Here is a 23970-nt window from a genome sequence, read left to right as displayed (position 1 = left end):
GTTGCGGAATTCCGGTTTGCCCGGTGGGAGCCTGGCGGGGCTCCGGGCGGGGACCGTTTGCATTCCGGCCGGAAAATTGCCACTGGATACGGATTCGTCATTTCGTGGCGTTTCTGTCAAATCCCTACCAAAGCAGGGTACGCACTTGCCGTAACACCCCCCACTCTTGGGGTATGTCGGGCAAATGTACTAAACGTCTGCTAGGTCAGACAGGCAAGACGCCGACAGGTATATGGCGGATACCGCTCACAAGACGGGGCACGCCGATATAAAACTATAAAACGACGCGATCCCCCGATTCACGGGCGGGCGCGCGTTCGAGAATGCAAGGGGTAATCGATGACCGCATTGCCGCATCCCGGGGACGTCAGGGGTCCCCGCGCTGTCCCGCGCCGTCCAGGTCTGGCCGGGGTCAGCCGGCGCCGAGGGTAGCCATGAGTCCCGCCGGCCCCGCCGACATGCACGAGACCATCCGCATCCTGTACGAAGGCACGCTCGATGCGAGCGCGTGGCGGCGCAGCCTCGCCCGCCTGCGCGATGCGAGCGGCAGTGCCTACGCCTCCATCGTTACCGTCAGCCGCGCCCATGGGCGCCTGCGCACCAACGTGCTCGCGCATACCGGCACTGACCTTACGGACGGGCCCGCCAATGCGCCGCCGGACGAGTTCAACGCACCGGAACCCGAATGGGCCCGCACCGCCAAGCTCGCGACCGGGCAGTGGTATATCGGCATGAATCGCGCGGGCATGGCCCACGCGCGGCGGCAGCTCGATGTCCCCACGGACGACACCAGAGCGGCCAACGACGCGGGCGTGGGCCAGTCCCCGGTCATGCTGTGCCTGGTCGACCGCGGCACCGACCACGAGACCTACCTGTGCCTGCTGCGCACGCCGGACCAGTTGCCGTATGTCTCCCGTGACGCCCACGCGCTCGACTGGGCCATTCCGCACGTGCGGCAGGCTGCGGCGCTGCGGCGCCGGGCCAGCCTCGACACCCTCGCCGGCCGCGCCTCGACCGGCGTCATCGACCGGCTGCCGTTCGCGGTGGCGGTGGTGCGCAACGATGGTGAGCTGCTGCAGGCCAACCAAGCTGGCGAAGCCTGGGTGCGCCGGCTGCTGCCGCGTGTCGGCGGCGCCGGCCAGGTCCCGAGCCTGGCCGCGCTGGAAGCCCCCCCAACCGGATCGGGCGGCAACCACGGCCTGCATGGCTGGCGCCTGTCGCGCGGCTTTGCGGACGTCCTGCACACGGTGTGCGACCCACAGGTGCCGATGCCGGCCCAGGCCATGCTCGCGCACGGCGTCGACGGCCGCACCGCGCAGATCGTTACGATGCCGCTGTGGCCCGATGCCGAGACGCCGGCGGCGCTGGTGGTGGTGTACGAAGGCAATGCCTCGCCGCCGGCGATGGCCGCCATCCTGCGCGACCTCTATGCACTGACCCCGGCCGAGGCCAGGCTGGCGGCGCTGATGACGACCGGAATCGGACTGCCCGAGGCGTGCGCGCAACTGGGCATCAAGCGCGAGACCAGCCGCACCCAGCTCAAATCCATCTTTATCAAGACCGGCATGAGCACCCAGGCCCAGCTGTCGCATCTGCTCACGCGGCTGGCGAGCGTGCTGGCCAGCCATACCGGCGTGCCGCCCCACCTGCAGGCGGGGCGTCAGACCAGCAGGCGCAACGCGGTGTAGACCGCCATGCCGACCAGGATCATGCCGACCATGCGGCGCGTGGCCAGGTAGAACACGGTGGCGGCAATGCCGGCCATCAGGCGGTCGTTTTCCAGGGCCAGCACGAAGTGCCCCTCGAAGGTCAGGAAGTCGGGCAGGATGATGGCCGCCAGCGCGGCGGCCGGCGCATAGCGCAACGCGCGCTGCAGCCGGTCCGGCACGGTCACGCGTTCTCCCGCCATCAGGAACAGCGCGCGCGTGATGATGGTCACCACGGCCATGCCGACCAGCGCGATCCAGATCTCGACATGGCCGAGCGGTTGCGGCGTCATCGCCGGTCTCCCGCGCGGCCATCGCCATGGCCGCGTGCCCGGATCGCGCGCAGCGTGGCACGGTTGGCCAGTTCGTCGCTGGCCATGCCGGCGGCAATCGCACCCACCACCGCCACCACCAGGCTGAGCCGGTACGGCAGGTCGAAGCACAGCAGCGCCAGCACCGACGACACCACCACCGCCAGCATGGTCGAGCGCGAGCTGATGGTCGCGATCATCACCGGGATCAGCGCCATGGTGCCGGCCAGCGCGAGGCCCCAGCTATCGGGGAACATGCTGGCGAGCAGGATGCCCGCAATCGAGGACACCTGCCACATCGCGCAGTTGGTCAGCGCCATGCCCCAGAAGAAGCCTTCCTTGCCGGGCTCGTAGCCGGGCCGGCTGTAGCGTTGCATGAAGTAGACGAAGTGCAGGTCGCCGTTGAACGACCCCATGATCGTGCGGCGCCAGAGCGGCATGTAGCTGAAGTGCGGCTGCAGTGCCGCGCTGAAGATCACGAAGCGCAGATTGACCACGGCCGCGGTCAGCCAGATCGTCCACATCGGCAGCCCCGCCGCGAACAGCGGCAGCACCGCCAGCTGCGCGGAGCCGGCATAGACCAGCAGCGACATGCCGATCGCTTCCGGCACCGTCAGCACCGACTTGCTCATCGCCACCCCGGTCACCAGGCCCCAGGAAAACACCGCGGGCAGGGACGGCGCGAAATAGCGCGCGCCATCGACAAAAGCCGTGCGCTCGACCTCGGCAAAGCGATGCCAGAGGCGCAACCACACCGGGGTGCAAATTGGGGGCGTCATGGAAGGAGGCAGGGAGGCGTCGGTGTTCGCGTCTTGCTGCGCAGGCACCGGCAAAGCCGTCATTATAGGGGCGGCCGGCAGCGCGGTAAGCGCCCGCTTAACAAATGTTGCATCGGCGCCCGTCGGCTTGCACTCACTGGCGCAGCAGTCCCACCAGTTCGTCGATATCGGGCAGCGCCGCCGCCATGCCGATGGCCTCGCCGGCGCCGGCCTCGAGTACCTGGTCGGCCAGTGCGCGCTTGCCGCGGTGCAGCTCGACGATGCGTTCCTCGATGGTGCCCGCCGCGATCAGGCGGTACACCGTGACCGGCCGCGCCTGGCCGATGCGGTGGGCGCGGCCCATGGCCTGATCTTCGGCGGCGGGGTTCCACCACGGGTCGGCAATCACGATGTAGTCGGCCGCGGTCAGATTGAGGCCGAAGCCACCGGCCTTGAGGCTGATCAGGAAAACATCGCCCGCGCCGGCCTGGAAGGCCGCCACGCGGCGCGTGCGCTCCGCCGCCGGAGTGGCACCGTCGAGCGTCTGGCAGGACAGGCCGGCCTGGTCGAGCGACTGCCGCAGCAGCGCAAGGAAGTCGACGAACTGGCTGAATACCAGCGTCTTGTGCCCATTGGCCGCCAGCGTCGAGACCAGCTCCGCGAAGGCGCGCACCTTGGCGCCCGGCTGGCCCACTTCCGGCGTGACCAGGCGCGGATCGCAGGCGGCGCGGCGCAGCCGCATGAGCTGCGCCAGTACGTGGATGCGCGCTTCGGCCTGCGCGTCCGCGCCGGTCCGTCCGGGCGTGCGTGCGCCCTGCCCCGGCGGTCCTTTCTTGCCTTTCGGTCCCCGCTCGCGCGCCTGCAGCAACGCGCGCTCGGCCGCGGACAACGCCTGGCGCCGCAACGCCTCGTAATGCGCGGCCTCGGCCGGCTCGGGCTCGACACGGATCACCAGTTCCGTGCGCGGCGGCAGTTCCGCCAGCACCTGCGCCTTGGTTCGCCGCAGCACGAACGGTGCGATCATGCGCCGCAGCCGTACGGCCGGTTCGCGCGCGCCGCTGCGTTCGACCGGATTGGCGAAATGCTCGTTGAACCGCGCCAGCGAGCCGAGCAGCCCCGGCACGCAGAAGCGCATCACCGCCCAGAGCTCGGCGAGCCGGTTTTCCACCGGCGTGCCGGACAACGCCAGGCGGAAGTCGGACGGCAGCGCGAACATCGCCCGCGCGCGATGCGACGACGGGTTCTTGAACGACTGCGCCTCGTCCGCGACCACCGTGTGCCAGTGACGCGCGCAGAAGGCGTGGCGCGCCTGGGCGAGCAACGTATACGAGACGATCACCAGGTCGTGCGCGCCCGCGCCCGCCAGCACCGCCTCGCGCTCGCCCTCGGCATAGACCTGCACACGTAGCGAGGGCGCAAAGCGGCGCGCCTCGGCGGCCCAGTTGCCGCACACCGAGGTCGGGGCGACCACCAGCGCCGCGCCGCCGGCGGCGCGCGCGCATAGCACGGCGAGCGCCTGCAGCGTCTTGCCGAGACCCATGTCGTCGGCCAGGCAGGCACCAAAGCCGGCCTCGGCAAGCGACATCATCCAGCGATAACCGGCCTCCTGATAGGGACGCAGCGCGGCCGTCAGCGTAGCCGGCAGCGCAACCTCGTGATTGCGCGCCGCGCGCAGGCGCCGCACCCGCGAGCGGAAGTGATCGTCGGGGTCGATGCCGGCGCCGGCCAGCACGTCGTCGAGCCAGGGCGCGGCCACCAGTGGCACGCGAATGCCATCGCGCGCGCCCTCGGCCACGCTGGCCAGGTCGCGCAAGCGCCCGCGCAACTGGCGCGTGAGCGCCACGTAGACGCCCTGCCCCATCGGCACAAAGCGCCCGGCATGGCTTGCCGTCCACGACAGCAGTTTGCCCAGTTGCAGCACCAGCCCTTCGGTAACGCGCAACTCGCCTACCAGCTTGAACCATTCGCTGCCGGTCTCGACGCTGACCGCGAGCTGCGCGAGATCGGCGGGCAACAGGCGGATCTCGCGGCCGCGCGGCCATTCCAGATCCTGCACGCCGGCCAGGCCGGGCAAGGTCTCGACCACGGTCAGCGCGTGCTCGGGATCGTCGAGCGTCCAGGTGTATTCGCCATTGGCCGGGGCCTGCTCCACCAGCACCGGCAACGCGGCGAAGACCTCGGCCACGTGCGCCAGCTCGGCGTCGAGGTCGCGCTGCGTGACCACGGTTTCGCCGCCCACCGCGGCCATCAGGCGCGCGCGTCCGGCGCCGGGGGCCAGGCGCGGGCCGGCCACGCCGAGCGGCGCCACCACCAGCCGCAGGCCGATGCCGCGCCCCACCGGGGCCAGTTCCGCGCGCAGGCGCGGCTCCGCGGCCAGTTCGCGCGCCTCGCCGGTGGCGTCCGCATGAATCTCGAACTGGCCGGCCAGCGCGCGTAACGTGGTATCGAGCCGGCCGCGCGCGGAGGCGGGCACGGCGAGACCATCGGCAATCCAGCGCGCGGCCTCCTGCTGTTCGGCGGTGAAGCGAATCACGCGCAAGCGGCGCGGACCGTCCTGCAGCACGGTGATCTGACGCAAGGCCTCGGCTTCGCGGCGGGCCGCGGGCGGCAACAGTTCCTCCATGGCCGGGGCCGCCCGCAGCGGCGGCTGCATGCGCAGCACAAAGCGTTCGACGCCGCCCACCACCTCGCGCACGGCTTCCAGCGTCGGCATCGCCGCCACTACCTCGAGCGGCTGCGTGGGCGCGTGTGCCAGCACTACCGCGGGATGCCCAACCAGCGCGAGTACCGCGGCAGCGCGGTCCAGCCCATGGCGGCGGTGGCGCGAGGCATCGCGGCGGATGGCCCGGGCCACGCGCTGGTCCCACGGCGCGAGCGCGCCCTCCGCCTCGTCCGCGGCCACGCGCGCCAGCGGCAGCGGACGCGGCCGCCCCCAGCCGCGCGCGCCGCGCACCTGCTCGAGCGGCTCGACCGTGCCGACCACGCCGTCGGCATCGACAGTCAGCGCCCACAGCAGCCGGCGCGCCCCGCCTGCCACGCCTTCGGCCACGCCAGCCAACGCTTCCAGGCCATCGAGCGCGTCGCGCCAGCGGTCCGGGGTGAGGTCGGGGTCCGGCGCGCGGTCAGGTGGGAAATCGGTGGGCATGGGCGGTGGGCGGGGGTGAGGCAGGCGGGCGGTGACTGGGCAGCGGGTGGTCGGTAAGCGCGGGGCAGCGGGGGCACGCGCGGGTAGGGTTTGGATCGGTAAAAGGGGTCGGTAAGGGGTCGGTGGGCGGCCGGTAAACGGACAAGCGGCGGCGCGACCCGCGCAGGCCAGATGGGCGCGCCAACGGTCTGACGGCACCGCGCGCCGGGCCGGGCCTGGCCTGGCGCCGCCGTGCCGGAAAGCACCGATTCTAGCCCCCCGCCGGGCCACGCGTTGGCACTACCCGGCGCGCGGCTTACAATGGCGTTCTTTGCAACTTTTTCGGTGGACCGGGAGATAACCATGTCGATGGCGGATCGCGACGGCAAGATCTGGATGGATGGCAAGCTGATCGAATGGCGCGACGCCAAGATCCACGTGCTGACCCACACGCTGCACTACGGCATGGGCGTCTTCGAGGGCGTACGCGCGTACAAGACCCCCGAAGGCACCGCGATTTTCCGCCTCAAGGAGCACACCCGCCGGCTGTTCAACTCGGCCAAGATCTTCCAGATGCAAATGCCGTTCGACGAGGCCACGCTGGAAGCCGCGCAACGCGAGGTGGTGCGCGCCAACCATCTCGAATCCTGCTATATCCGCCCGCTGGTCTGGATCGGCTCGGAAAAGCTCGGCGTGTCCGCGCGCGGCAATACCATCCATGTGGCGATCGCGGCCTGGCCGTGGGGCGCCTACCTCGGCGAGGAAGGCATGGAACGCGGCATCCGCGTCAAGACGTCGTCGTTCACGCGCCACCACGTCAATGTGTCGCTGGTGCGCGCCAAGGCCAGCGGCTACTACATCAACTCGATCCTCGCCAACCAGGAAGCGACCAGCCTCGGCTACGACGAGGCGCTGCTGCTCGATACCGACGGCTATGTCAGCGAAGGGTCGGGCGAAAACGTGTTTATCGTGCGTAACGGCGTGATCTACACCCCCGACCTCGCCTCGTGCCTGGACGGCATCACGCGCGACGCCACGCTCACCATCGCGCGCGACCTGGGCCTGGAAGTCCGCGAAAAGCGCATCACGCGCGACGAGATGTACTGCGCCGACGAGGCGTTCTTTACCGGCACCGCCGCCGAGGTCACGCCCATCCGCGAACTGGACGACCGCCAGATCGGCGAAGGCCGCCGCGGCCCGGTGACCCAGCGCATCCAGGAAACGTTCTTCGCCGCCGTGGGCGGCACGGACGAAAAGTACAAGAAGTGGCTGACGCTGGTCTGAGACCCGCGTCACTCCAGCGATCCCGATAACAATCCCTGCAACCCGCAACACCATGAGCCAGACCGCCACCGTCGTTGAAATCGGCGCGGAAGACATTCCGCTGCACTGCCCCACCGGCAATACGCCCGCGTGGAACTACCACCCGCGTGTCTTCCTCGACGTGGCGGACACCGGCGAGGTCAAGTGCCCGTACTGCGGCACCGTGTACAAGCTCAAGCCGGGGACCGTGCTGAAGGGTCACCACTGAACCGCGGCCGCCTCGCCGTGGCGCGCCCGCTGCGCCGGACCGTGCGTCCGGGCCAGCGGCGCTCGACGTTTTCCGGCGGGACGCGACCGGGCGGCGGGTTTGCCCCGCCTGCCGGCGCTGGCCCCGCCTGTGCCCGCCATCCATGAAGAAAGCTCTCGTCATCGCCCCTAACTGGATCGGCGACGCCCTGATGGCGCAACCGCTGTTTGCGCTGATCAAGGCCCGTCATCCGCGGCTCGAGATCGACGCGCTCGCGCCCAAATGGGTGGCACCCGTGCTGGCCCGCATGCCCGAGATCGGCCGCGTGTTTCCGAGCGATCTCGCCCATGGCAAGCTGCAGCTGTCCGCCCGCCTGCTGTTTGCGCAGCAGTTGAAGAACGAAGGCTACGACCTCGCCTACGTGCTGCCGAATTCGTTGAAGTCGGCGCTGATCCCGTGGCTGGCCGGCATTCCGCTGCGCATCGGCTATCGCGGCGAAGCCCGCTTCGGCATGCTCAACGTGCGCCATGCCAATCCACCGCGCGACCAGCGGCCGCCGATGGTGGAGCACTATGCGCGGCTGGCGCTCAAGCCGGGCGCGCGCTTGCCGGAGAACCTGTCCGAGCCGCGCCTGCGCGTGGATGCGGCGCGTGTCGCAGCCACCGCCGCGCGCTTCGAGATTGCCCCGCAAACCCGCGTGATCGCATTCTGCCCGGGCGCCGAATTCGGCCCCGCCAAGCGCTGGCCGGCGGCGCATTTCGCCGAGCTCGCGCAGATGCTGCGGCGCTCGTTCCCGTATGCGCAGATCATCGCGCTCGGTTCGGCCAAGGATGCCGAGATCGCCAATGCCATCGTCGAGGGCGCCCCGTTCGTACGCAACCTGTGCGGGCAGACGTCGCTGGACGACGCGGTGGACCTGCTGGCACTGTCCGAGGCCGCGGTCTGCAACGACTCCGGCCTGATGCACGTGACGGCGGCGCTCAATCGCCCCCAGGTGGCCGTGTTCGGCTCGAGCGACCCCCGCCATACGCCCCCGTTGTCACAGGCAGCGAGTATCATGTGGCTGCAACTCGAGTGCAGTCCCTGCTTCAAGCGCGAGTGCCCGCTCGGCCACCTGCGCTGTCTGAAGGAGATCGGCCCCGAAATGGTGTTCGTCGAGTTGCGCAAGCTCCTGCACCGGCCGTGACAAATGGGGCCATGTGTCGAATGGGGCCATGTGTCTGTAGCCCCTCGCCGGACGCACGTGTGGGTGCATGCGGCCGCCACGCGCGGCGATGCAGCCCGGTACGTGGCTACCCTGTCGCCCTGATTACTTGATCACGCCATCACGCCATGCCCCGTTTCGCTCGCCTGTTCGATTCCGCCGAAGACATCGTCGAAGCCTTTCGTGAAGCCATGAAGCTGCGCGATGCCGACGGCGCGCTGCGCCTCTGGCTTGACGAGGATTCCGTGACTTGCGTGCTGCCCGACGGCCAGCGCCTGATCGGGCACGAGCATCTGCGCCAGGCTTTTACCACGCTGCTCGATACGCAGCCGGTGCTGATCGATGCCATCGAAACCAGCAGCCATGCCTCGCTGGGGGTGTCGATCTTCGACGTGACCGAGGCGTTGCGCTTCGGCCCCGACCGCGTGGAAGCCGACCTGTACGTGCACACCACCTACGTACTCATGCAGAACCACGAAGGCTGGCGCCTCGCGCATATCCACTGCAGTCCGGCCAACGCGGTGCAGGTGGCGACCGTCGCCGCCGTGCCAGGCCAGGCGCTCCACTGACGTCTTCCACCATGCAGTTCGGCGAGGGCTTTCGAACGCCATGGTGGCTGCGCGGCGGCCATGCGCAAACCATCCTGGCCGCCCGCTTTACACGCCATGCCCGCCTGAGCTACCGCCGCGAGCGCTGGGACACGCCCGACGGCGACTTTATCGATCTCGACTGGACCACGCACCCGGTGCTGCCAGGCGCGCCGCTGGTCGTGATGTTCCACGGCCTGGAGGGCGCTTCCAGCAGCCACTATGCGGAAACATTGATGGATGCGCTGCGCGTGCGCGGCTGGCAAGGCGTGATTCCACACTTCCGTGGCTGCTCGGGCGAGCTGAACCGCGCGCCACGCTTCTATCATTCGGGCGATTCGGCCGAGATCCGCTGGGTGCTGGCGCGCCTGCACGCGCAGGTTCGCGCACAGGCCGCCGCCGGTGAAGCGGCGCGCCCCATGCTTGCGGTCGGCATCTCGCTTGGCGGCAATGCGCTGCTGCGCTACCTCGGCGAGGAAGGCAGCGCCGCGGGGTTCCTGACGGCGGCGGCGTCGATCTCCGCGCCGCTCGACCTGGCCGCCGGCGGCGCGGCGCTCTCGCGCGGCTTCAACATGGTCTACACGCGCATGTTCCTGCAGACGCTCAAGCAGAAGTCGCTGGCCAAGCTGCGGCAATACCCGGGCCTGTTCGACCGCGCCGCGATGCTGGCCAGCCGCGATCTCTATGCCTTCGACAATGTCGTGACCGCGCCGCTGCACGGCTTTCGCGATACCGACGACTACTGGGCGCGCGCCGCCAGCAAGCCGATTCTCGGCGAGATCCAGGTGCCGACGCTGGTGCTCAACGCGCGCAACGACCCATTCCTGCCCGGCCGCCATCTGCCGGGTCCGTCCGATGTGAGCCGCCACGTGCTGCTGGAGCAGCCCGAACAAGGCGGCCATGTCGGTTTCATGACGCCACGCGGTGGCCTGCTGGGACAGGTGCCGCTCTTTCCCGTGGCGGGACATATCGATTGGCTCCCCGCACGCATCCTGCGCTTCTTCGACAGCGTGGGCTGATACCGGCAGGGGTCAACCAGGAGACGACGATGGACGAAATCGTCAGACAGGCCATGGCACGCTGGCCCAACGTGCCCAATTGCTACGGCTGGCTTGCGCTGGATCGGCGCGGCCAATGGCGCATGCGCAACGAATACGCGCAGCAGCACGGGCTCTCCGGCGATCCGATTCGCCATGAGGCGCTGGTCGGCTTTATCGAACGCAACTACACGCGCGACGAGGCAGGCGCGTGGTTCTTCCAGAACGGTCCGCAGCGCGTGTTTGTCTCGCTGGCCTATACACCGTGGATCGTACGGCTGCACGAGGGCCGGCTCGCCACCACGAGCGGGCGTGCGTTCCAGCCAGAAGCGTGTTTTGCCGACGAGCATGGCAACGTGCTGCTGGCGGGCGCGGTCGATGGCATCGATGGCACCCAGGCCGCGCTGCTGCATGATCACGATCTCGATGCCTTCACCGGCATGAGTACCTGGCATGGCGAGGCCTGCGGGACGGTGCTGGGCGTGTTCCACACCGGCGCGCGCGATCTCGGGATCGAACCGATCGCGGAAGCGGAGGTGCCGGCGCGCTTTGGCTTCGTGCGGATGCCGGCGGCGTAGCGCGCCGGTGCCGGGGCGTGCCGGCTCAGTTGGGGATGCCCTTGTTGTCCTGCTTTTCCTCGCGGTACTGCCGCTCGAGCTGGTGCAGGCGCGCGTCGACTTCGGACAGCGTGTAGAAGTCCCCGTCGCCGGCCTTGCGCGCGATCTGCAGCTGCTCGATCGCCGCCTGGTAGGAGCCGTCCATCGCGTACTTCTCCGCCAGCGCCTGATGCTGCTGCAGACGCTTGCCTTGCGCCGCATAGGCTCGGGCCAGCAGTTCCCACCATTCGGCGCGCGAGGATTCCTCGCGCGTGCGTGCACGCAGGAACGTCACCGCCTCGTCGAGCTTGCCGGTGGCCAGCAGCGTATCGGCGTAGGCCAACGCCACCGCGTGCGACAGCGGAAAGGCCCGTAGGGTTGCCGTCGCCTGCTGCAGCGCTTCCTGCGGGCGTCCTTCCTGGCGCGCCAGTTCGATCGCCATGACATCGAGCATGGGGCTGCCCGAGGTCGCGCCCGGAATATTGCCGTAGAGCCGCCGCGCCTGCGCCAGCGCCTCCTCGGCCCTCGCATAGCGCCCGAGACGCTGCTCCACGAACGCCACGCCGTAATACAGCGCCGGCAGCCGCACCGGCGAGGCGTTGGCCATCTGCGCCTGAAACGACGCGCGCACGTTGGCGAGTTCGTTCTGATCCTTCTCCTGGATGACGCGCGCCCGCACGCGTGCAAATTCGTACTCGGGCGTGTTGCCGACCTTGTGCGGCGCGACGTGGCGCACGCGGTCCTGCATGTCCGAGATCCGCTCCGAGGTGAGCGGGTGGGTCCGCACATAGGACGGCACCGAGTTCTCCGAGATGCCCATCACGCGCTGCAACCGCATGAAGAAGTCCGGCATGCCCTGCGGGTCGAAGCCTGCCGCGGTCATGATCTGGAAGCCCACGCGATCGGCCTCGCGCTCGGCACCGCGCGAGAACGACAACTGGTTGGCCACGGCGGCGCCCTGCCCGCCCAGGGCGAGCGCGGCAGCGGCGTCGCCGCTCTTGGTCGCGGCCAGTCCGGCCAGCACCATCGCGGCCAGCGCGATCCACATCGACTGATCCTGGCTGGTGATGCCGCGCGCGATATGCCGCTGCATCACGTGGCCGATTTCGTGGCCCAGCACGGAAGCCAGTTCCGATTCCGTCTCCGACTGCACCAGCAGGCCCGTATGCACGCCGATAAAGCCGCCCGGCATGGCAAACGCGTTGATGGTGCGGTCGCGCACGCCGAACAGCTCGAAACCGGTGGCGAAGGTGCCGGCGCCATTCGAGCCCGAGATGTTCTGGCGGCGCGCGGCCTGCACCAGCCGGTAGCCAAGCGCGTTCAGGTAATCGGTCAGCAGCGGATCGCGCACGTAGTCGGGATCGCGCCGCACGTCGCGCATGATGCGGTCGCCCAGGCGCTTCTCCATGTCCGGCGATAACGCCGCGCTGGACGGGTCGCCGAGGTCGGGCAACTGGATGCCGCCGGCCTCGACCACGGGGTTATTCGTGCGCAACCCGAATTCCGATTTCTGCCCGGCCCGCACGCTGCGACTGAGGTTGTCATAGACCTGGTCGCTGACTTCGCCGGAGGGCTGGGCAGGCGCCAGCGACGGCACCGCGTCCGGGGTCAGCCGCGCGGCCGGCACGCCTTGCGGCCAGGCCGGCGCGGAAGTAGTCAGGATCAGCGCGGCCGCGAGGGCCCGCACGCGCAGCGGCACGCGAATCCGTGGGCGCGCGGATACATGCCGCCGCGCGCGGCCGGGTCCCGGACGGGCGACATCATGGGCTACGTGCGCGGCGGCATGAGGGGTGGAATGAGGGGCGACATGAGGCGCTCCGCCATGCGGGGCGTCAAGAAGTGATGCCTGGACGGCCGCATGCCGCCGCGCGACAGGCGAGGCGGTGACGGCGGGCGCGGCGGGCAACGTCCGTACTGCCGCAGGGCTGGCGGCGGCTGCGGGGGCGGCAGATGCGCCAGGGGCGGCGGGCGCGGCGGACGTGACCGTGGCCGGCGTGGCCGGCGGGGCGGTAAGACCGTGCCGGGGCAGGCCGCGCAGGGTCCGTGGAATCATGGGCATGTTGCTATGATAGCGGCCTCGGATACCCGTTCCCATCGGGCCAGCCATTCCCGGTGTTTCATCGCACTTTCGTCGAGATTTTTGTCGCCAGGTCGTTGCATCGCGGTCGCGCGGTCGTCGCGCGGTCGCCGTACGCTTGTCGTACGGCGCGCCGCACAGGGCACCCTCGGACAACCCACTCACCCATCCGCATATTTTCCGCCATGAGCCAGCTTACACACTTCGACAACGCCGGACAGGCCCATATGGTCGACGTCGGCAACAAGGACAGCACCCACCGCGTGGCAGTGGCCACGGGCACCATCACCATGCAGCCGGAAACCTTCGCACTGGTGCGCGACGGCAATGCACGCAAGGGCGACGTGCTCGGGATCGCGCGCGTGGCGGCGATCATGGCCACCAAGCGCACCGCCGACCTGATTCCGCTATGCCACCCGATCGGCCTGACCCGCGTCGCCGTCGACTTCGCCCTTGACGCGCCAAGTTCGACCATCGCCTGCGTGGTCCGCACCGAGACCCGTGGCCAGACCGGCGTGGAGATGGAGGCCCTGACCGGCGTCCAGGTCGCCCTGCTCACGATCTACGACATGTGCAAGGCGGTGGACCGGGGGATGGTGATGGGGAATGTGAAGCTGCTGGAAAAACATGGGGGGAAGTCGGGGGATTGGGTGGCGCCCTAAGTCGTGCGCAAACCGATGGCGGCACCCCATCACGGTGCCGCACGATGCCTCCATCATGGCTCACGCGGTGCTCCATGACCTCGTCCCGATTCACCGCGTGAATTCGCCGCCTTGCGGGGCGATCGTCCATCGCCATCATGCGTGGGTGTCTTGCATCGCTCGCTGACACCGCTTCCTCGCACCGCTTCCTCGCACCGCTTCCTCGCACCGCTTCCTCGCACCGCCTCCTCGCACCGCTCTCCTCCGCCGCCCTCCGACGCCGCTCTCCGACGCCGCTCTCTTACAGCGCATTAAGGCGGCGATACAAAGCGGGGGTGGCTTGTCTCCCCCGTAATAAAGGTAACGCCACATTTCCAAAGCGCCCCGGGCGCCGCTGTCTGGGGCAAATTGGTGTTCAATACCAGACAGGGCGCGGCATCTGGCAAGCATCATGGCCGTGCATGGGGCTGACATACCGGCAGGGCTCGGCGCGCTTGGCAGCGGTCGGCAACTCCGGTCCGTCGACCAGGATTCCAGCAACAACTGACCGGCAAGACCCGCCAGTGGCCCGCCGGCAAGCATGACTCTACGGGGTACACAGCATGAACGGGCGCAAGCTTGGCCAGATCGTCCTGGCGATGGCCGCGGTGGCGGCAACAGCAGCCGCAAGTCCGGCGTTTGCCAGAGGCGGCTATCACGGCGGCGGTGGTTATCACGGCGGCGGTGGCTACCATGGCCACGGGGGCTTCTATCACGCGCGAGCGCGTGTGGGCGTGGGCGTCTACGTGGGTCCGGGCTGGGGGCCGGGATGGGGGCCTGGCTGGGGCTATCCGTACTACGACGGGCCCTACCCCTATTACTACCCTGGCTACTATCCGCCGCCCGCGGTCGTCGCCGTGCCGGCGCCGCAACCGCCGCAGTACGTCGAGCAAGGTACCGATGGCAATCCGGTCGAGGCGTCGCCGGATGCCAATCCCAATCAGTGGTGGTACCACTGCCAGCAGCCGGAAGGCTACTACCCGTATATCAAGTCGTGCCCAGGCGGGTGGGAGAAGGTACCCGCGCAACCGCCGGCGGGATCGTGAGGCGCGAGGATACAGTCATGAAGATACGTTCCGTTTCGTTACTGCTGGCCTCGACGCTGGCCCTTGGCGCCTGCGCCGTGCTGCCCTCCGGCCCGAGCGTGATGGCGCTGCCGGGTACCAACAAGACGTTCGACCAGTTCCGAGCTGACGACTATAGCTGCCGTCAGTATGCGTTCGGCCAGGTCGGGGGTACCACGGCCCAGCAGAACGCCAACACCAGTGCGCTCGGCAGCGCGGCCATTGGTACCGCCCTCGGGGCTGCGGCAGGCGCCGCGTTCGATGGCGGCAGTGGTGCCGCCGTGGGCGCCGGCGTGGGCCTGCTGACGGGTGCGGCCGTGGGCGCGGGTAATTCGTATTCGTCGGGTTATGCCACGCAGCAACGCTACGACGCGGCATACGTGCAGTGCATGTATGCGAGCGGCAACCGGGTGCCTGTGTACGGCAACATGACCACGCGCGTGTCGCCGACTTCGGCGCGGACCATGCCGCCGCCCAACTATCAGCCGTACTACCCGCCGCCTCCGCCGCCCGGTTACGTGCGTTAGCGGTGCCGCGCTGCGTTAGCGCGTCATGCTGCGCGATTTCGCGCGGATCCACGTGCAGAAGTCGCGCGGACGCCGGTCTGCGTCGATGGTCTGGCACGCCTGCTCGATTGCCGCGAACTGTGCGCGTTCGTCGCCCTGGTAGTAGAAGCGCAGCCGCTCCATCCATAGCCGGCCGCGCTCCGGCTCGCCGGTGAGCGCGAACAGCCAGGCAGCGCGCGCGATGATCGCTGGCGTCGGAAGCAGATGCACGCTCTCGATTTGCGCCGGCAGCAGCAGGGGCGCGTTGTCGGCGGTAATGATTGCGTCGTCCGCGCTCTGCATCCGGGCATAGGCGCCGAACCAGAACGTGGGCATCGGCAACGCCTCGCGCGTGCTGCCCGCCGCGTACTGGCGTGCTTCCACGCGTCGATAGTCTTGCCAGGTGGTGACCAGCACGAGCGCGGCGGCGATCGTCCCGATGGCTGCCATCGCGACCGCCGGCCGGCCCGAGCGCACACCGCCAATACCTGCGGTTTCCAGCCAGCCGAGCAGGAAGCAGAACGGCAGAAAAAAGTAGAGATAATGCAGCGGGTATTCGAGCATCGAATGCGCGGCGAACATCGCCAGCCACACCAGCACGACCACGGTCTGCCACCGGTCCGCGCGCTCCCCATGCAGCAGGCGTTGCCGCACCACGCGCCATAGCCATGCCGCCAGCATGACCAGCACGCCGACCGTACCGATGGCCCCGGTCTTGGCCAGCAGGTCGAGCACGGCATTGTGCGCGTGGAGCGCCATCTCCGGCCGTCCGCCCACTTGTGCCAGCTGCTGGAACTGTGCCCAGCCGAATTCACCGTAGCCCACCCCGAGCCACGGGTGCGCACGGAACATGCCGATGGCGTGCGCCCAGAGCGCATTGCGGCCGCTCAACTGGTCTTTGGTATGCATCTGCGCGACGGCATCGAACAGTCGCCAGTCGAACGCCAGGCCAGCGGTCTTGATCAACGTCATGAGCGCCATGAACATGACCGCCATGATGGCTGCCGTTACCACCAGGGTCGCCGGCCGCCGCATCAGGTTCGGGCTGCGTTCTCCGCGTGCCATCGTGGCTGCCAGCAATGCATAGACGACGGCAATGCCGACATGCACCACGCCCGTCCGCGAGCCGGACAGCACGATGCCGGACTCCACCAGCAAGACCGCCACGAGCCACGCGGGGAACCGCAGCTTGCCGCGCATCGCCAGCCAGACCGAAGCCGCGAGCGCGAGACCTTCCACCGTGGCCTGGTGGTTAGGTTGATTCAGGTTACCCCAGAGTCGGCGGTTATCGGCATGGAAGTATTCGGACACCAGACCGAAGGTGTGGCGCTCCATATGGAACACCTGGACCCACTGTGCGAGGGTACCCAGCAGACCTGCAATCAGGAAGGCCGCAGCCAACGCATCGACCATTGTCTCGCGCTGCGCCGCGGACATGCCTTGCCCCGTCCACCATGCTGCCGCCATGACGGCGCCACCTGACGCCAGCATGACGTCGGTCATCAAACGACTACCGGTGATATCGGCCACCCCGCTCGCCGCCTGGAGCAATGTCGTGCCGATCAGCCATAACGGTGCCAGCGCGATCAATGGGACGATTCTGATTTGCTGCGAAGGATCGCGGGGAGCGCGTGAAGCGACTAGTACCAGAACCAGCAGCACACCCAGCAGCCCGGCGGCCCACTCGCCGTAGAACGTTGCCAGCGGCAGCGTGTGGCGGGAGACCAGCAATGGCACGGCAAAGGCGACGATGATGGCCGCGGGGGCAAGCGTGACCCTGGAAGGCTGCATGGAGGGTGAGAGGGGCGGCTGGTGGCGTTGAAGGCGCTATGGTAGCGCGCGTCAGGACTTAAGCCGCACCTTTAACCTGAATTGCAGTCATGGGGCTGCAATCAGCCTATCTTGTTTGCGCTTAGTCTCGTGAATTCGATCCTCAATCCAGTGGCAAAAATCCCTTGAGATTGCGGCCGGCGAAGTTGTATTGCAAGCCTTGCCGACGGTCATATAGACACCATGGGGGTCGCTCCAGTAGTAGTAAGGCAGTCGTTCCAACCATGCCTTGGCACCATCGACATTCCCCGTGAGTGCCATAAGCCATGCCGTCCGTGTCACCATGTTTTGGGTCGGCAATACGTGCAGTGCGGCAACGTGCTCCGGTAGCAATTGCGCAGCGTTCGCGGTCGTAATCGTCTTAGTTTCGGTTCGCCTGGCCTGTGCGTAGGGACGAAACCATATCAGCGGTTCAGGCGGCCCTATGACCTCTTTGGAATAGGTGCCGGCGCTAAGTTCGGTCGCCTGATAGTCGAGGCTTGTCGTACCCAATACGAGGGCCGTCACTAGCGCAAATGAATAGACACTTAGGCGAGAAAACCATTGGGGTACGACGGGAATCCTGAGTCCTTTGGTTTCGAGCATCCCGAGCATCAGGCAAAACGGGAGGAAGAAATACGCATAGTGCAGCGGATATTCGAGCATCGAGTGAGCTCCGATGATTGCCAGGCACGTCAGGATCATGATCGTCTGGTTTCGTTCATGGTCACAGCCGCGCAATATTCGCGCTACAACGACTCGAACGAACCATGCCGCCAGTACCGCGCAGATGGCAACCGTGCCTAACAGGCCGGTTTTTGCCAGCATGTCGAGCAGCGCATTATGGGCATGAAGTGACATTTCCGCTGTCTTGCCAATTAAACGCATTTGCTGGAACTGCTCCCACGCGAACTCGCCCCAGCCCACTCCGAGCCATGGATGGGTTTCAAACATGGCCCAGGCGTGCGCCCACAATGCCGAGCGTGCCGCGAACTGTGTTCCTCCTTGCCCCTCTGGTTTCAAATCGAAAAGGTTCCATCCAAAGACGTCGCCAGTCGCGTCTATACCTGCCTTGAGTGCAATGAGTATCGCAAGCACTGACAGCCCTGCCGCGCGCAAGCGAACGGAGTCAGGCGCCGACGCGGGACCATCATTGATGTTTTCCTTTCTCGACAGGAAGGCAAGAAGAAAGAGATAGACGGACGCAATGCCTATGTGCGCCATTCCGGTGCGCGATCCGGACAGGACGATGCCGCTCTCCAACCAGATGACTGCCCCCAGCCATGCCAGGAAACGCAGGCGACGGCTTGCATACAGCCAAATGGCCCCTGCGAGAGCAAGTCCATTAACGGTGGCCTGGTGATTCGGCTGGTTCAGATTTCCCCATAGTCGACGATTTGTTGTCCCCAAATCGTAATGGGAGACCCAGCCGGCGAACATCGGCTCGAGGTGAAACACCTGAATCCACTGGGCCAGCGTACCGAGAAGTCCCGCTGCCAGCCAGCCAATCGCGAGAGAGGAAATTAGTACGCCCCTATCGTGTGTACTTGCGGAGTTGGCATAGCGCCAAGCAGCGAATATGACCACTGCCCCTAACGCCAACACGCTCACCACTATGCCGTTTGTCCCAGTAGTCTGGTTCAGACCGAGCCACATCTGCGTCAGAGTGCACGCGATCAACCATATGGGGGCAAACATGACATAAGGCAATGAGGCCGGCTTTTCACGTCTGCTCAGCGCGGCCGAAAGAAACACAGCTAGGGAGAAAAGTATTGCCGAAATCCATTCGGCATAGAAGGCCGGATGCGGCAATGTGTGCCTGGGTACCAACAGCGGAACGCAAATCACCAGCGCCAACGTTGATTCGGCGGGCAGATATCGGGTTCGGCCGTTGAGAAAAGTCGCGGGGAAGAAACTCATGAGCAAAAAAAAGCGCCCGTAGGCGCTCTTTTGGAAAGTGTCGAACAAGGCCGTATTACTGACAACCGGGCGGAACGTACGAAGTCTTCCAGCCTGAAGCGGACGGCGTGATGCGGCAGTTCCACGTACCAGCCGCGTCGCGATTTAGCGTGATGACAGCGCCGGTAACAGCGGTATTCGCGTTGCCGCCCATCGTGACGGTCAGAGTGCCGACACCGTCGGACGCAAAGCTCGCCGGCATCGTGGCGGACGTAGCACTGGTAATGTTCGAAGGCACAAAACCAATGTCCGCGGACGTCATATTGGTAGCATTGCCGCGCTGAAGGTTTTCTTCCACGGCCGTCTTGTAAGCCGCCAACTCACCATACGCACGATTGATCTGCGACTTCGCCACGTAGTCCTGATACTGCGGAATCGCGATAGCTGCCAGGATACCGATGATCGCCACGACGATCATCAGTTCGATCAGCGTGAAGCCCTTCTGGACTTTGGTGCCCAGTTTTTTCAGTTGTACCCGTTTCATGAGAATTGACCCCTCAAAGAGAATTTCGTTACAGGATGAAACACCCTGTTGCATGTGATGCATCAACTCTTTAGCAGGGAGTGTGCCAGCCCGGAATTGGCCGATATTCTCGTCGGACAGTGACCACTGCTTGACAATTTTTGCCATGTGCGTGGCGGCCGCGCGCAGTAGGCAACAGGATTTGTCACTTTTTTGTGGCGAAGTTCGTCAAGTTTACAGGTGGACGCGCTTCCCCTTGGGTTCGTGCAAGAAGACGCCCCCGCGAGCAGTCGGGGGCGCCTGTCGGTGGCTCAATGAGCCCGATAAATCACTAATAAAGCCAGATAAGGCGTCACGCCATCCCTTACCGCGGCCCGCCATCCGCCGGCGCCATGCAGACGCGCGGCAGGTAGCGCGCTTCGGCGGTGGAGCGGCACTCCCAGGTGACCGAACCCTTGTCGGCGTTCAGCATGGTCAGGGTGACTTCCTTGCCGAGGAGGCCGTTCGAGATGCCCGCGTCCTTGAACGCGGCGACGATCGTGCAGCCGCCGGACGGCGTCGGGGTGCCACCTACCGTCACGCTCTTGATGTAGCTGCCGATGATGTCCCGCGACTGCGGAATGCCATCGGTCGGCGCGGCGCTGTTGTCCGGACACTTGCCGCTGTCGGCAAACGCCTCGGTGACAGCCACCTTCTGACCGGATGCCAGACTCAAGCCTTCCGCGAACTGCGAGCGCGCGATGTAGGTCTGGTACTGCGGAATCGCGATGCCCGCCAGCACCGCGATGATGGCGACTACGATCATCAGTTCTATCAGCGTGAAGCCGTGTTGCCGTCGGCGCTGACGACGATGGCGGCTGGAGCCGCACACAGAGCGCGAGAATCGTTTCATGTTGACCCTTTCGATGAATGTTTGACGTCATGGTTTTGAGGCATCTCGTCCCACGTGACGACCGAGGTCGGGGCCGTAGTCACGACCAATGTCATGACCAATGTCACGGCAGAAGTCACGGCAGAAGTCACGACCGAAGTCACGACCGAAGTTGCGACCGAAGTCACGACTGACGTCACCACAGCCCGCACAGCCGCCACATGAAACGAGACCCATCATCTCCATCGGAAGGGTCCGATCGACTTGATCCAGCGCAAGCGCGATTCAACGTTTGCAGATCGGTATTAAATCGCGGCTTTTTTGCCGCAATTGCCCCTGGCGCGCCGGATGGCGCCCGTCGAGGCCAATAAAAAAGGGCGATCCGCAGATCGCCCTTCCTTATGCAATACGAAAATTCTGATTCGTATCTGGCGGGGGCTACCCCGCCTTGCGCCTACACCGTCATGCCGTCTGGTCGGACCGTGCGCCACGCTTCTGCAGCAGCTTGCCGACCAGCACCACCAGCACCGCGCCGAGCACGCCAAACACCAGGTGCGCATGCGGAATGTTGGCTTCAAACCAGACGTGGTCAACCGGATCGCTGACCAGCATTTCACCGGCGAGGTAGCCGAGCAGCGCGGCGCCAAGCACGATGATGATCGGGAAGCGTTCCATCACCTTCAGCAGAATCGTGCTGCCAAAGACGATCAGCGGAATCGACAGGCCCAGGCCCAGCACCAGCAGCATCAGCTGGCTACCCTCGGGACCCTTCTGCGCGGCGGCAGCCACGGCCACCACGTTGTCGAGCGACATGACCAGATCGGCAATCAGGATGGTACGGATGGCGGCCCAGATATTGTCCTTGGCGTCATGGCCGTCTTCGTCGTCATCGCCGGTCAGCAGTTGCACGCCGATATAGACGAGCAGCGCGGCGCCGACGATCTTGAGGTACGGCAGGCTCAGCAGTTTGACCGCGGCAACGGTCAACACGACCCGCATGATGATGGCGGCCGCGCTACCCCAGAAGATCGCCTTCTTCTGCTGGGCGGGCGGCAGATTGCGCGAAGCGAGCGCGATCACGACGGCGTTATCGCCCGACAGGACGATATTGGTCAGGATGATCGAACCCAGCGCGATCCAAAACGTGCTGCTGGACAACAATTCCACGGCAAAGCTCCTCGTATTTCTCGGTTATGTTCCCTGTGCCTCAATCCCACAACCCAACCTGACTGAGGCCTTTCGGATGTCTGACATTCCAGACATGCAGATGTATCGCACGAACCTTTCGATTCGGTTTCAATCCGCCGGCAACGGCCTCCGGACATACCCTAAGGAGGCGGCTCGCCAAAAAACGACATTGCCCCCGGGCCTGCGCACGGGGGCAACGGACACTACAAATTACTACGAAGCCGGCCGTCGTGCCCGGGTGCCTGCCAGCACACAGGCGAGGCAGGCGCGCGGCGCGACGAGGCTCCATTTACTGCACTTGCAAGCGATGCAATAGGTCCACTTACAGGATGGACTTGAGCAGGCGGCCCATTTCGGACGGGTTCTTGGTGACCTTGATGCCGCACGCTTCCATGATTTCCAGCTTGGCCTGGGCGGTGTCCGCACCACCCGAGATCAGCGCGCCGGCGTGGCCCATGCGCTTGCCCGGAGGCGCCGTCACACCGGCGATAAAGCCAACCACCGGCTTCTTCATGTTGTCCTTGATCCAGTAAGCGGCGTTGGCTTCGTCCGGACCACCGATTTCACCGATCATGACCACGGCGTCCGTTTCCGGATCGTCGTTGAACATCTTCATCACGTCGATGTGCTTGAGACCGTTGATCGGGTCGCCACCGATACCGACGGCCGACGACTGGCCCAGGCCCAGCGCGGTCAGCTGGCCCACGGCTTCGTACGTCAGCGTGCCCGAGCGCGACACCACGCCGATGCGGCCCTTGCGGTGGATGTGACCCGGCATGATGCCGATCTTGATTTCGTCCGGCGTGATCAGGCCCGGGCAGTTCGGTCCCAGCAGCAGGGTCTTCTTGTTCTGCTTACGCATCTTGTCCTTGACTTCCATCATGTCGCGGACAGGAATACCTTCGGTAATGCAGACCACGAGGTCCAGGTCGGCGTCGACGGCTTCCCAGATCGCGGCGGCAGCGCCTGCGGGCGGCACGTAGATGACGGACACGGTGGCGCCGGTCGCCTGCTTGGCGTCCTTCACGCTCGCGTAGATGGGAATGCCCTCGAAGTCCTCGCCGGCCTTCTTCGGGTTCACGCCCGCCACAAAGGCGTTCTTGCCGTTGGCGTAGTCGCGGCAGCCACGGGTGTGGAACTGGCCGGTCTTGCCGGTAATGCCCTGGGTGATGACCTTGGTGTCTTTGTTGATCAGAATCGACATGCTGTAATCCTTTGCTTGGCTGGCACGCAGCGCGGGGCGGACCCGCTCGCTACGCGCGTTCGCGTTAGTTGGCGGATCGGCTTACTTGCCAGCGGCGGCGGCCACGACCTTCTGGGCGGCCTCTTCCATCGCGTCGGCCGAGATGATGGGCAGGCCCGAATCGGCCAGCATCTTCTTGCCCAGATCTTCGTTGGTGCCCTTCATCCGGACCACCAGCGGCACCGACAGCGACACCGCCTTCGAGGCAGCGATCACGCCTTCGGCGATCACGTCGCAACGCATGATGCCGCCGAAGATGTTGACCAGGATGGCCTTCAGGTTCGGGTTCTTCAGCATCAGCTTGAACGCCTCGGTCACCTTCTCGGTGGTGGCACCGCCGCCCACGTCGAGGAAGTTGGCCGGCTCGCCGCCAAACAGCTTGATGGTGTCCATGGTGGCCATGGCCAGGCCGGCGCCGTTCACCAGGCAGCCGATGTTGCCGTCCAGCGAGATGTAGGCCAGGTCGAACTTGGACGCTTCGATTTCGTTGGCGTCTTCTTCATCGAGGTCGCGGTAGGCCACGATTTCCGGGTGACGGAACAGCGCGTTGGAGTCGAAGTTGAACTTGGCGTCCAGCGCGATCACCTTGCCGTCGCCGGTCAGGATCAGCGGGTTGATTTCGGCCAGCGACGCGTCGGTTTCCCAGAACGCCTTGTACAGGCCTTGCAGGGCCTGGCGGGCCTGCGGCACGCTCGCGTCGGGCACGCCGATCTTGCGGGCGATGTCGTCGGCGTCGGCGTCCTTGAGGCCTTCGGCCGGATCCACGATCAGCGTGTGGATCTTTTCCGGGGTATGGGCAGCGACTTCCTCGATATCCATGCCGCCTTCGCTCGAGGCCATCAGGGCCACCTTCTGCGACACGCGGTCCACCACCAGGCTGACGTACAGTTCCTTCTTGATGTCGGCGCCTTCCTCGATCAGGAGGCGGTTGACCTTCTTGCCTTCCGGACCGGTCTGGTGCGTCACCAGTTGCATGCCCAGGATGTTGGTGGCGTAGGTCTTGACCTCGTCCATGCTCTTGGCCACCTTGACGCCACCGCCCTTACCGCGGCCGCCGGCGTGGATCTGCGCCTTCACGACCCAGACCGGACCGCCGAGCTGTTCGGCAGCCTTCAGGGCTTCGTCGACCGAGAACGCGGGAATGCCGCGCGGAACCGGCACGTTGTATTTGCGCAGGATTTCCTTGCCTTGATACTCATGGATATTCATGCGTGTTTCCTTTCGGGTAGGCGTAAAAG

21 protein-coding genes are annotated in these 23970 nt (G+C 66.2%); 10 read left to right on the top strand and 11 right to left on the bottom strand.

Going from position 1 to position 23970, the window contains the following annotated elements; genetic code table 11:
• Positions 1-434 precede the first annotated feature (434 nt).
• Positions 435-1688 (top strand): helix-turn-helix transcriptional regulator, encoded by a 1254-nt coding sequence (locus tag DFLDMN_RS17745; protein ID WP_423196178.1) that lies wholly within the window; start codon positions 435-437, stop codon positions 1686-1688.
• On the opposite strand, the gene DFLDMN_RS17740 is transcribed toward DFLDMN_RS17745, so the two are convergent.
• From DFLDMN_RS17740 to DFLDMN_RS17730, 3 genes are all read right to left on the bottom strand, one after another.
• Positions 1661-1999, bottom strand: a complete 339-nt coding sequence (locus tag DFLDMN_RS17740; protein WP_423196177.1) for an AzlD domain-containing protein — start codon at positions 1997-1999, stop codon at positions 1661-1663. The genes DFLDMN_RS17745 and DFLDMN_RS17740 overlap by 28 nt on opposite strands.
• Positions 1996-2796, bottom strand: a complete 801-nt coding sequence (locus tag DFLDMN_RS17735) for an AzlC family ABC transporter permease (protein WP_423196176.1) — start codon at positions 2794-2796, stop codon at positions 1996-1998. Before DFLDMN_RS17735 ends, DFLDMN_RS17740 begins: the two co-directional genes overlap by 4 nt.
• A gap of 133 nt (positions 2797-2929) precedes the next feature.
• Entirely contained in the window at positions 2930-5920 is a 2991-nt protein-coding gene (locus tag DFLDMN_RS17730) for an SNF2-related protein (RefSeq protein WP_423196175.1), read from the bottom strand.
• A gap of 342 nt (positions 5921-6262) precedes the next feature.
• On the opposite strand from DFLDMN_RS17730, the gene DFLDMN_RS17725 reads away from it, so the two are divergent.
• The 6 genes from DFLDMN_RS17725 to DFLDMN_RS17700 all read left to right on the top strand — a co-directional run bounded on the left by DFLDMN_RS17725 (position 6263) and on the right by DFLDMN_RS17700 (position 10815).
• Positions 6263-7183, top strand: coding sequence for a branched-chain amino acid transaminase (locus tag DFLDMN_RS17725; RefSeq protein WP_423196174.1), 921 nt, complete (start codon positions 6263-6265; stop codon positions 7181-7183).
• 52 nt (positions 7184-7235) lie between these two features.
• Positions 7236-7430, top strand: coding sequence for a zinc-finger domain-containing protein (locus tag DFLDMN_RS17720; RefSeq protein WP_423196173.1), 195 nt, complete (start codon positions 7236-7238; stop codon positions 7428-7430).
• A 142-nt stretch (positions 7431-7572) separates the two neighbouring features.
• The gene (waaF, locus tag DFLDMN_RS17715) at positions 7573-8595 is read left to right on the top strand and encodes a lipopolysaccharide heptosyltransferase II (protein ID WP_423196172.1); all 1023 of its coding nucleotides are present in this window, start codon (positions 7573-7575) and stop codon (positions 8593-8595) included.
• Between the two features lie 146 nt (positions 8596-8741).
• Positions 8742-9182, top strand: a complete 441-nt coding sequence (locus DFLDMN_RS17710; RefSeq protein ID WP_423196171.1) for a YybH family protein — start codon at positions 8742-8744, stop codon at positions 9180-9182.
• 11 nt (positions 9183-9193) lie between these two features.
• Positions 9194-10219 carry a YheT family hydrolase gene (locus DFLDMN_RS17705; protein ID WP_423196170.1) on the top strand — a complete coding sequence of 342 codons (1026 nt, stop codon included), beginning with the start codon at positions 9194-9196 and terminating at the stop codon, positions 10217-10219.
• A gap of 29 nt (positions 10220-10248) precedes the next feature.
• Positions 10249-10815, top strand: coding sequence for a DUF2946 family protein (locus DFLDMN_RS17700; protein ID WP_423196169.1), 567 nt, complete (start codon positions 10249-10251; stop codon positions 10813-10815).
• A 25-nt stretch (positions 10816-10840) separates the two neighbouring features.
• On the opposite strand, the gene DFLDMN_RS17695 is transcribed toward DFLDMN_RS17700, so the two are convergent.
• On the bottom strand, positions 10841-12532 hold the full coding sequence (locus DFLDMN_RS17695; protein ID WP_423196168.1) for a M48 family metalloprotease: 1692 nt from the start codon (positions 12530-12532) through the stop codon (positions 10841-10843).
• A gap of 563 nt (positions 12533-13095) precedes the next feature.
• Between DFLDMN_RS17695 and moaC the strand changes: the two genes are divergently transcribed.
• The 3 genes from moaC to DFLDMN_RS17680 all read left to right on the top strand — a co-directional run bounded on the left by moaC (position 13096) and on the right by DFLDMN_RS17680 (position 15181).
• Positions 13096-13572, top strand: coding sequence for a cyclic pyranopterin monophosphate synthase MoaC (gene moaC / locus DFLDMN_RS17690; protein WP_423196167.1), 477 nt, complete (start codon positions 13096-13098; stop codon positions 13570-13572).
• A gap of 581 nt (positions 13573-14153) precedes the next feature.
• A complete protein-coding gene (locus tag DFLDMN_RS17685; RefSeq protein ID WP_423196166.1) occupies positions 14154-14636 on the top strand; it encodes a hypothetical protein in 483 nt (160 codons plus the stop codon).
• A 17-nt stretch (positions 14637-14653) separates the two neighbouring features.
• On the top strand, positions 14654-15181 hold the full coding sequence (locus tag DFLDMN_RS17680; protein ID WP_423196165.1) for a hypothetical protein: 528 nt from the start codon (positions 14654-14656) through the stop codon (positions 15179-15181).
• Between the two features lie 15 nt (positions 15182-15196).
• Here DFLDMN_RS17680 and DFLDMN_RS17675 read toward each other — a convergent pair whose 3' ends face one another.
• The 7 genes from DFLDMN_RS17675 to sucC form a co-directional block, all read right to left on the bottom strand.
• Positions 15197-16990 carry a Wzy polymerase domain-containing protein gene (locus tag DFLDMN_RS17675; protein ID WP_423196164.1) on the bottom strand — a complete coding sequence of 598 codons (1794 nt, stop codon included), beginning with the start codon at positions 16988-16990 and terminating at the stop codon, positions 15197-15199.
• A gap of 87 nt (positions 16991-17077) precedes the next feature.
• Positions 17078-18976 (bottom strand): Wzy polymerase domain-containing protein, encoded by a 1899-nt coding sequence (locus tag DFLDMN_RS17670; protein WP_423196163.1) that lies wholly within the window; start codon positions 18974-18976, stop codon positions 17078-17080.
• A 7-nt stretch (positions 18977-18983) separates the two neighbouring features.
• Positions 18984-19598 (bottom strand): pilin, encoded by a 615-nt coding sequence (locus DFLDMN_RS17665; RefSeq protein ID WP_423196162.1) that lies wholly within the window; start codon positions 19596-19598, stop codon positions 18984-18986.
• A 196-nt stretch (positions 19599-19794) separates the two neighbouring features.
• On the bottom strand, positions 19795-20322 hold the full coding sequence (locus DFLDMN_RS17660) for a pilin (RefSeq protein ID WP_423196161.1): 528 nt from the start codon (positions 20320-20322) through the stop codon (positions 19795-19797).
• Positions 20323-20763: 441 nt separating this feature from the next.
• Positions 20764-21468 carry a TerC family protein gene (locus DFLDMN_RS17655; protein WP_423196160.1) on the bottom strand — a complete coding sequence of 235 codons (705 nt, stop codon included), beginning with the start codon at positions 21466-21468 and terminating at the stop codon, positions 20764-20766.
• A 343-nt stretch (positions 21469-21811) separates the two neighbouring features.
• On the bottom strand, positions 21812-22693 hold the full coding sequence (gene sucD / locus DFLDMN_RS17650; RefSeq protein WP_423196159.1) for a succinate--CoA ligase subunit alpha: 882 nt from the start codon (positions 22691-22693) through the stop codon (positions 21812-21814).
• Between the two features lie 81 nt (positions 22694-22774).
• Complete coding sequence (sucC, locus tag DFLDMN_RS17645) at positions 22775-23941, bottom strand: ADP-forming succinate--CoA ligase subunit beta (RefSeq protein ID WP_423196158.1); 1167 nt, start codon at positions 23939-23941, stop codon at positions 22775-22777.
• Positions 23942-23970: the final 29 nt, after the last annotated feature.

Source organism: Cupriavidus sp. H19C3 (assembly GCF_049393815.1).
Taxonomy (GTDB): Bacteria; Pseudomonadota; Gammaproteobacteria; order Burkholderiales; family Burkholderiaceae; genus Cupriavidus.
Note: the sequence above shows the minus strand (reverse complement) of the source record. Positions and strands in the feature narration are given on the sequence as shown.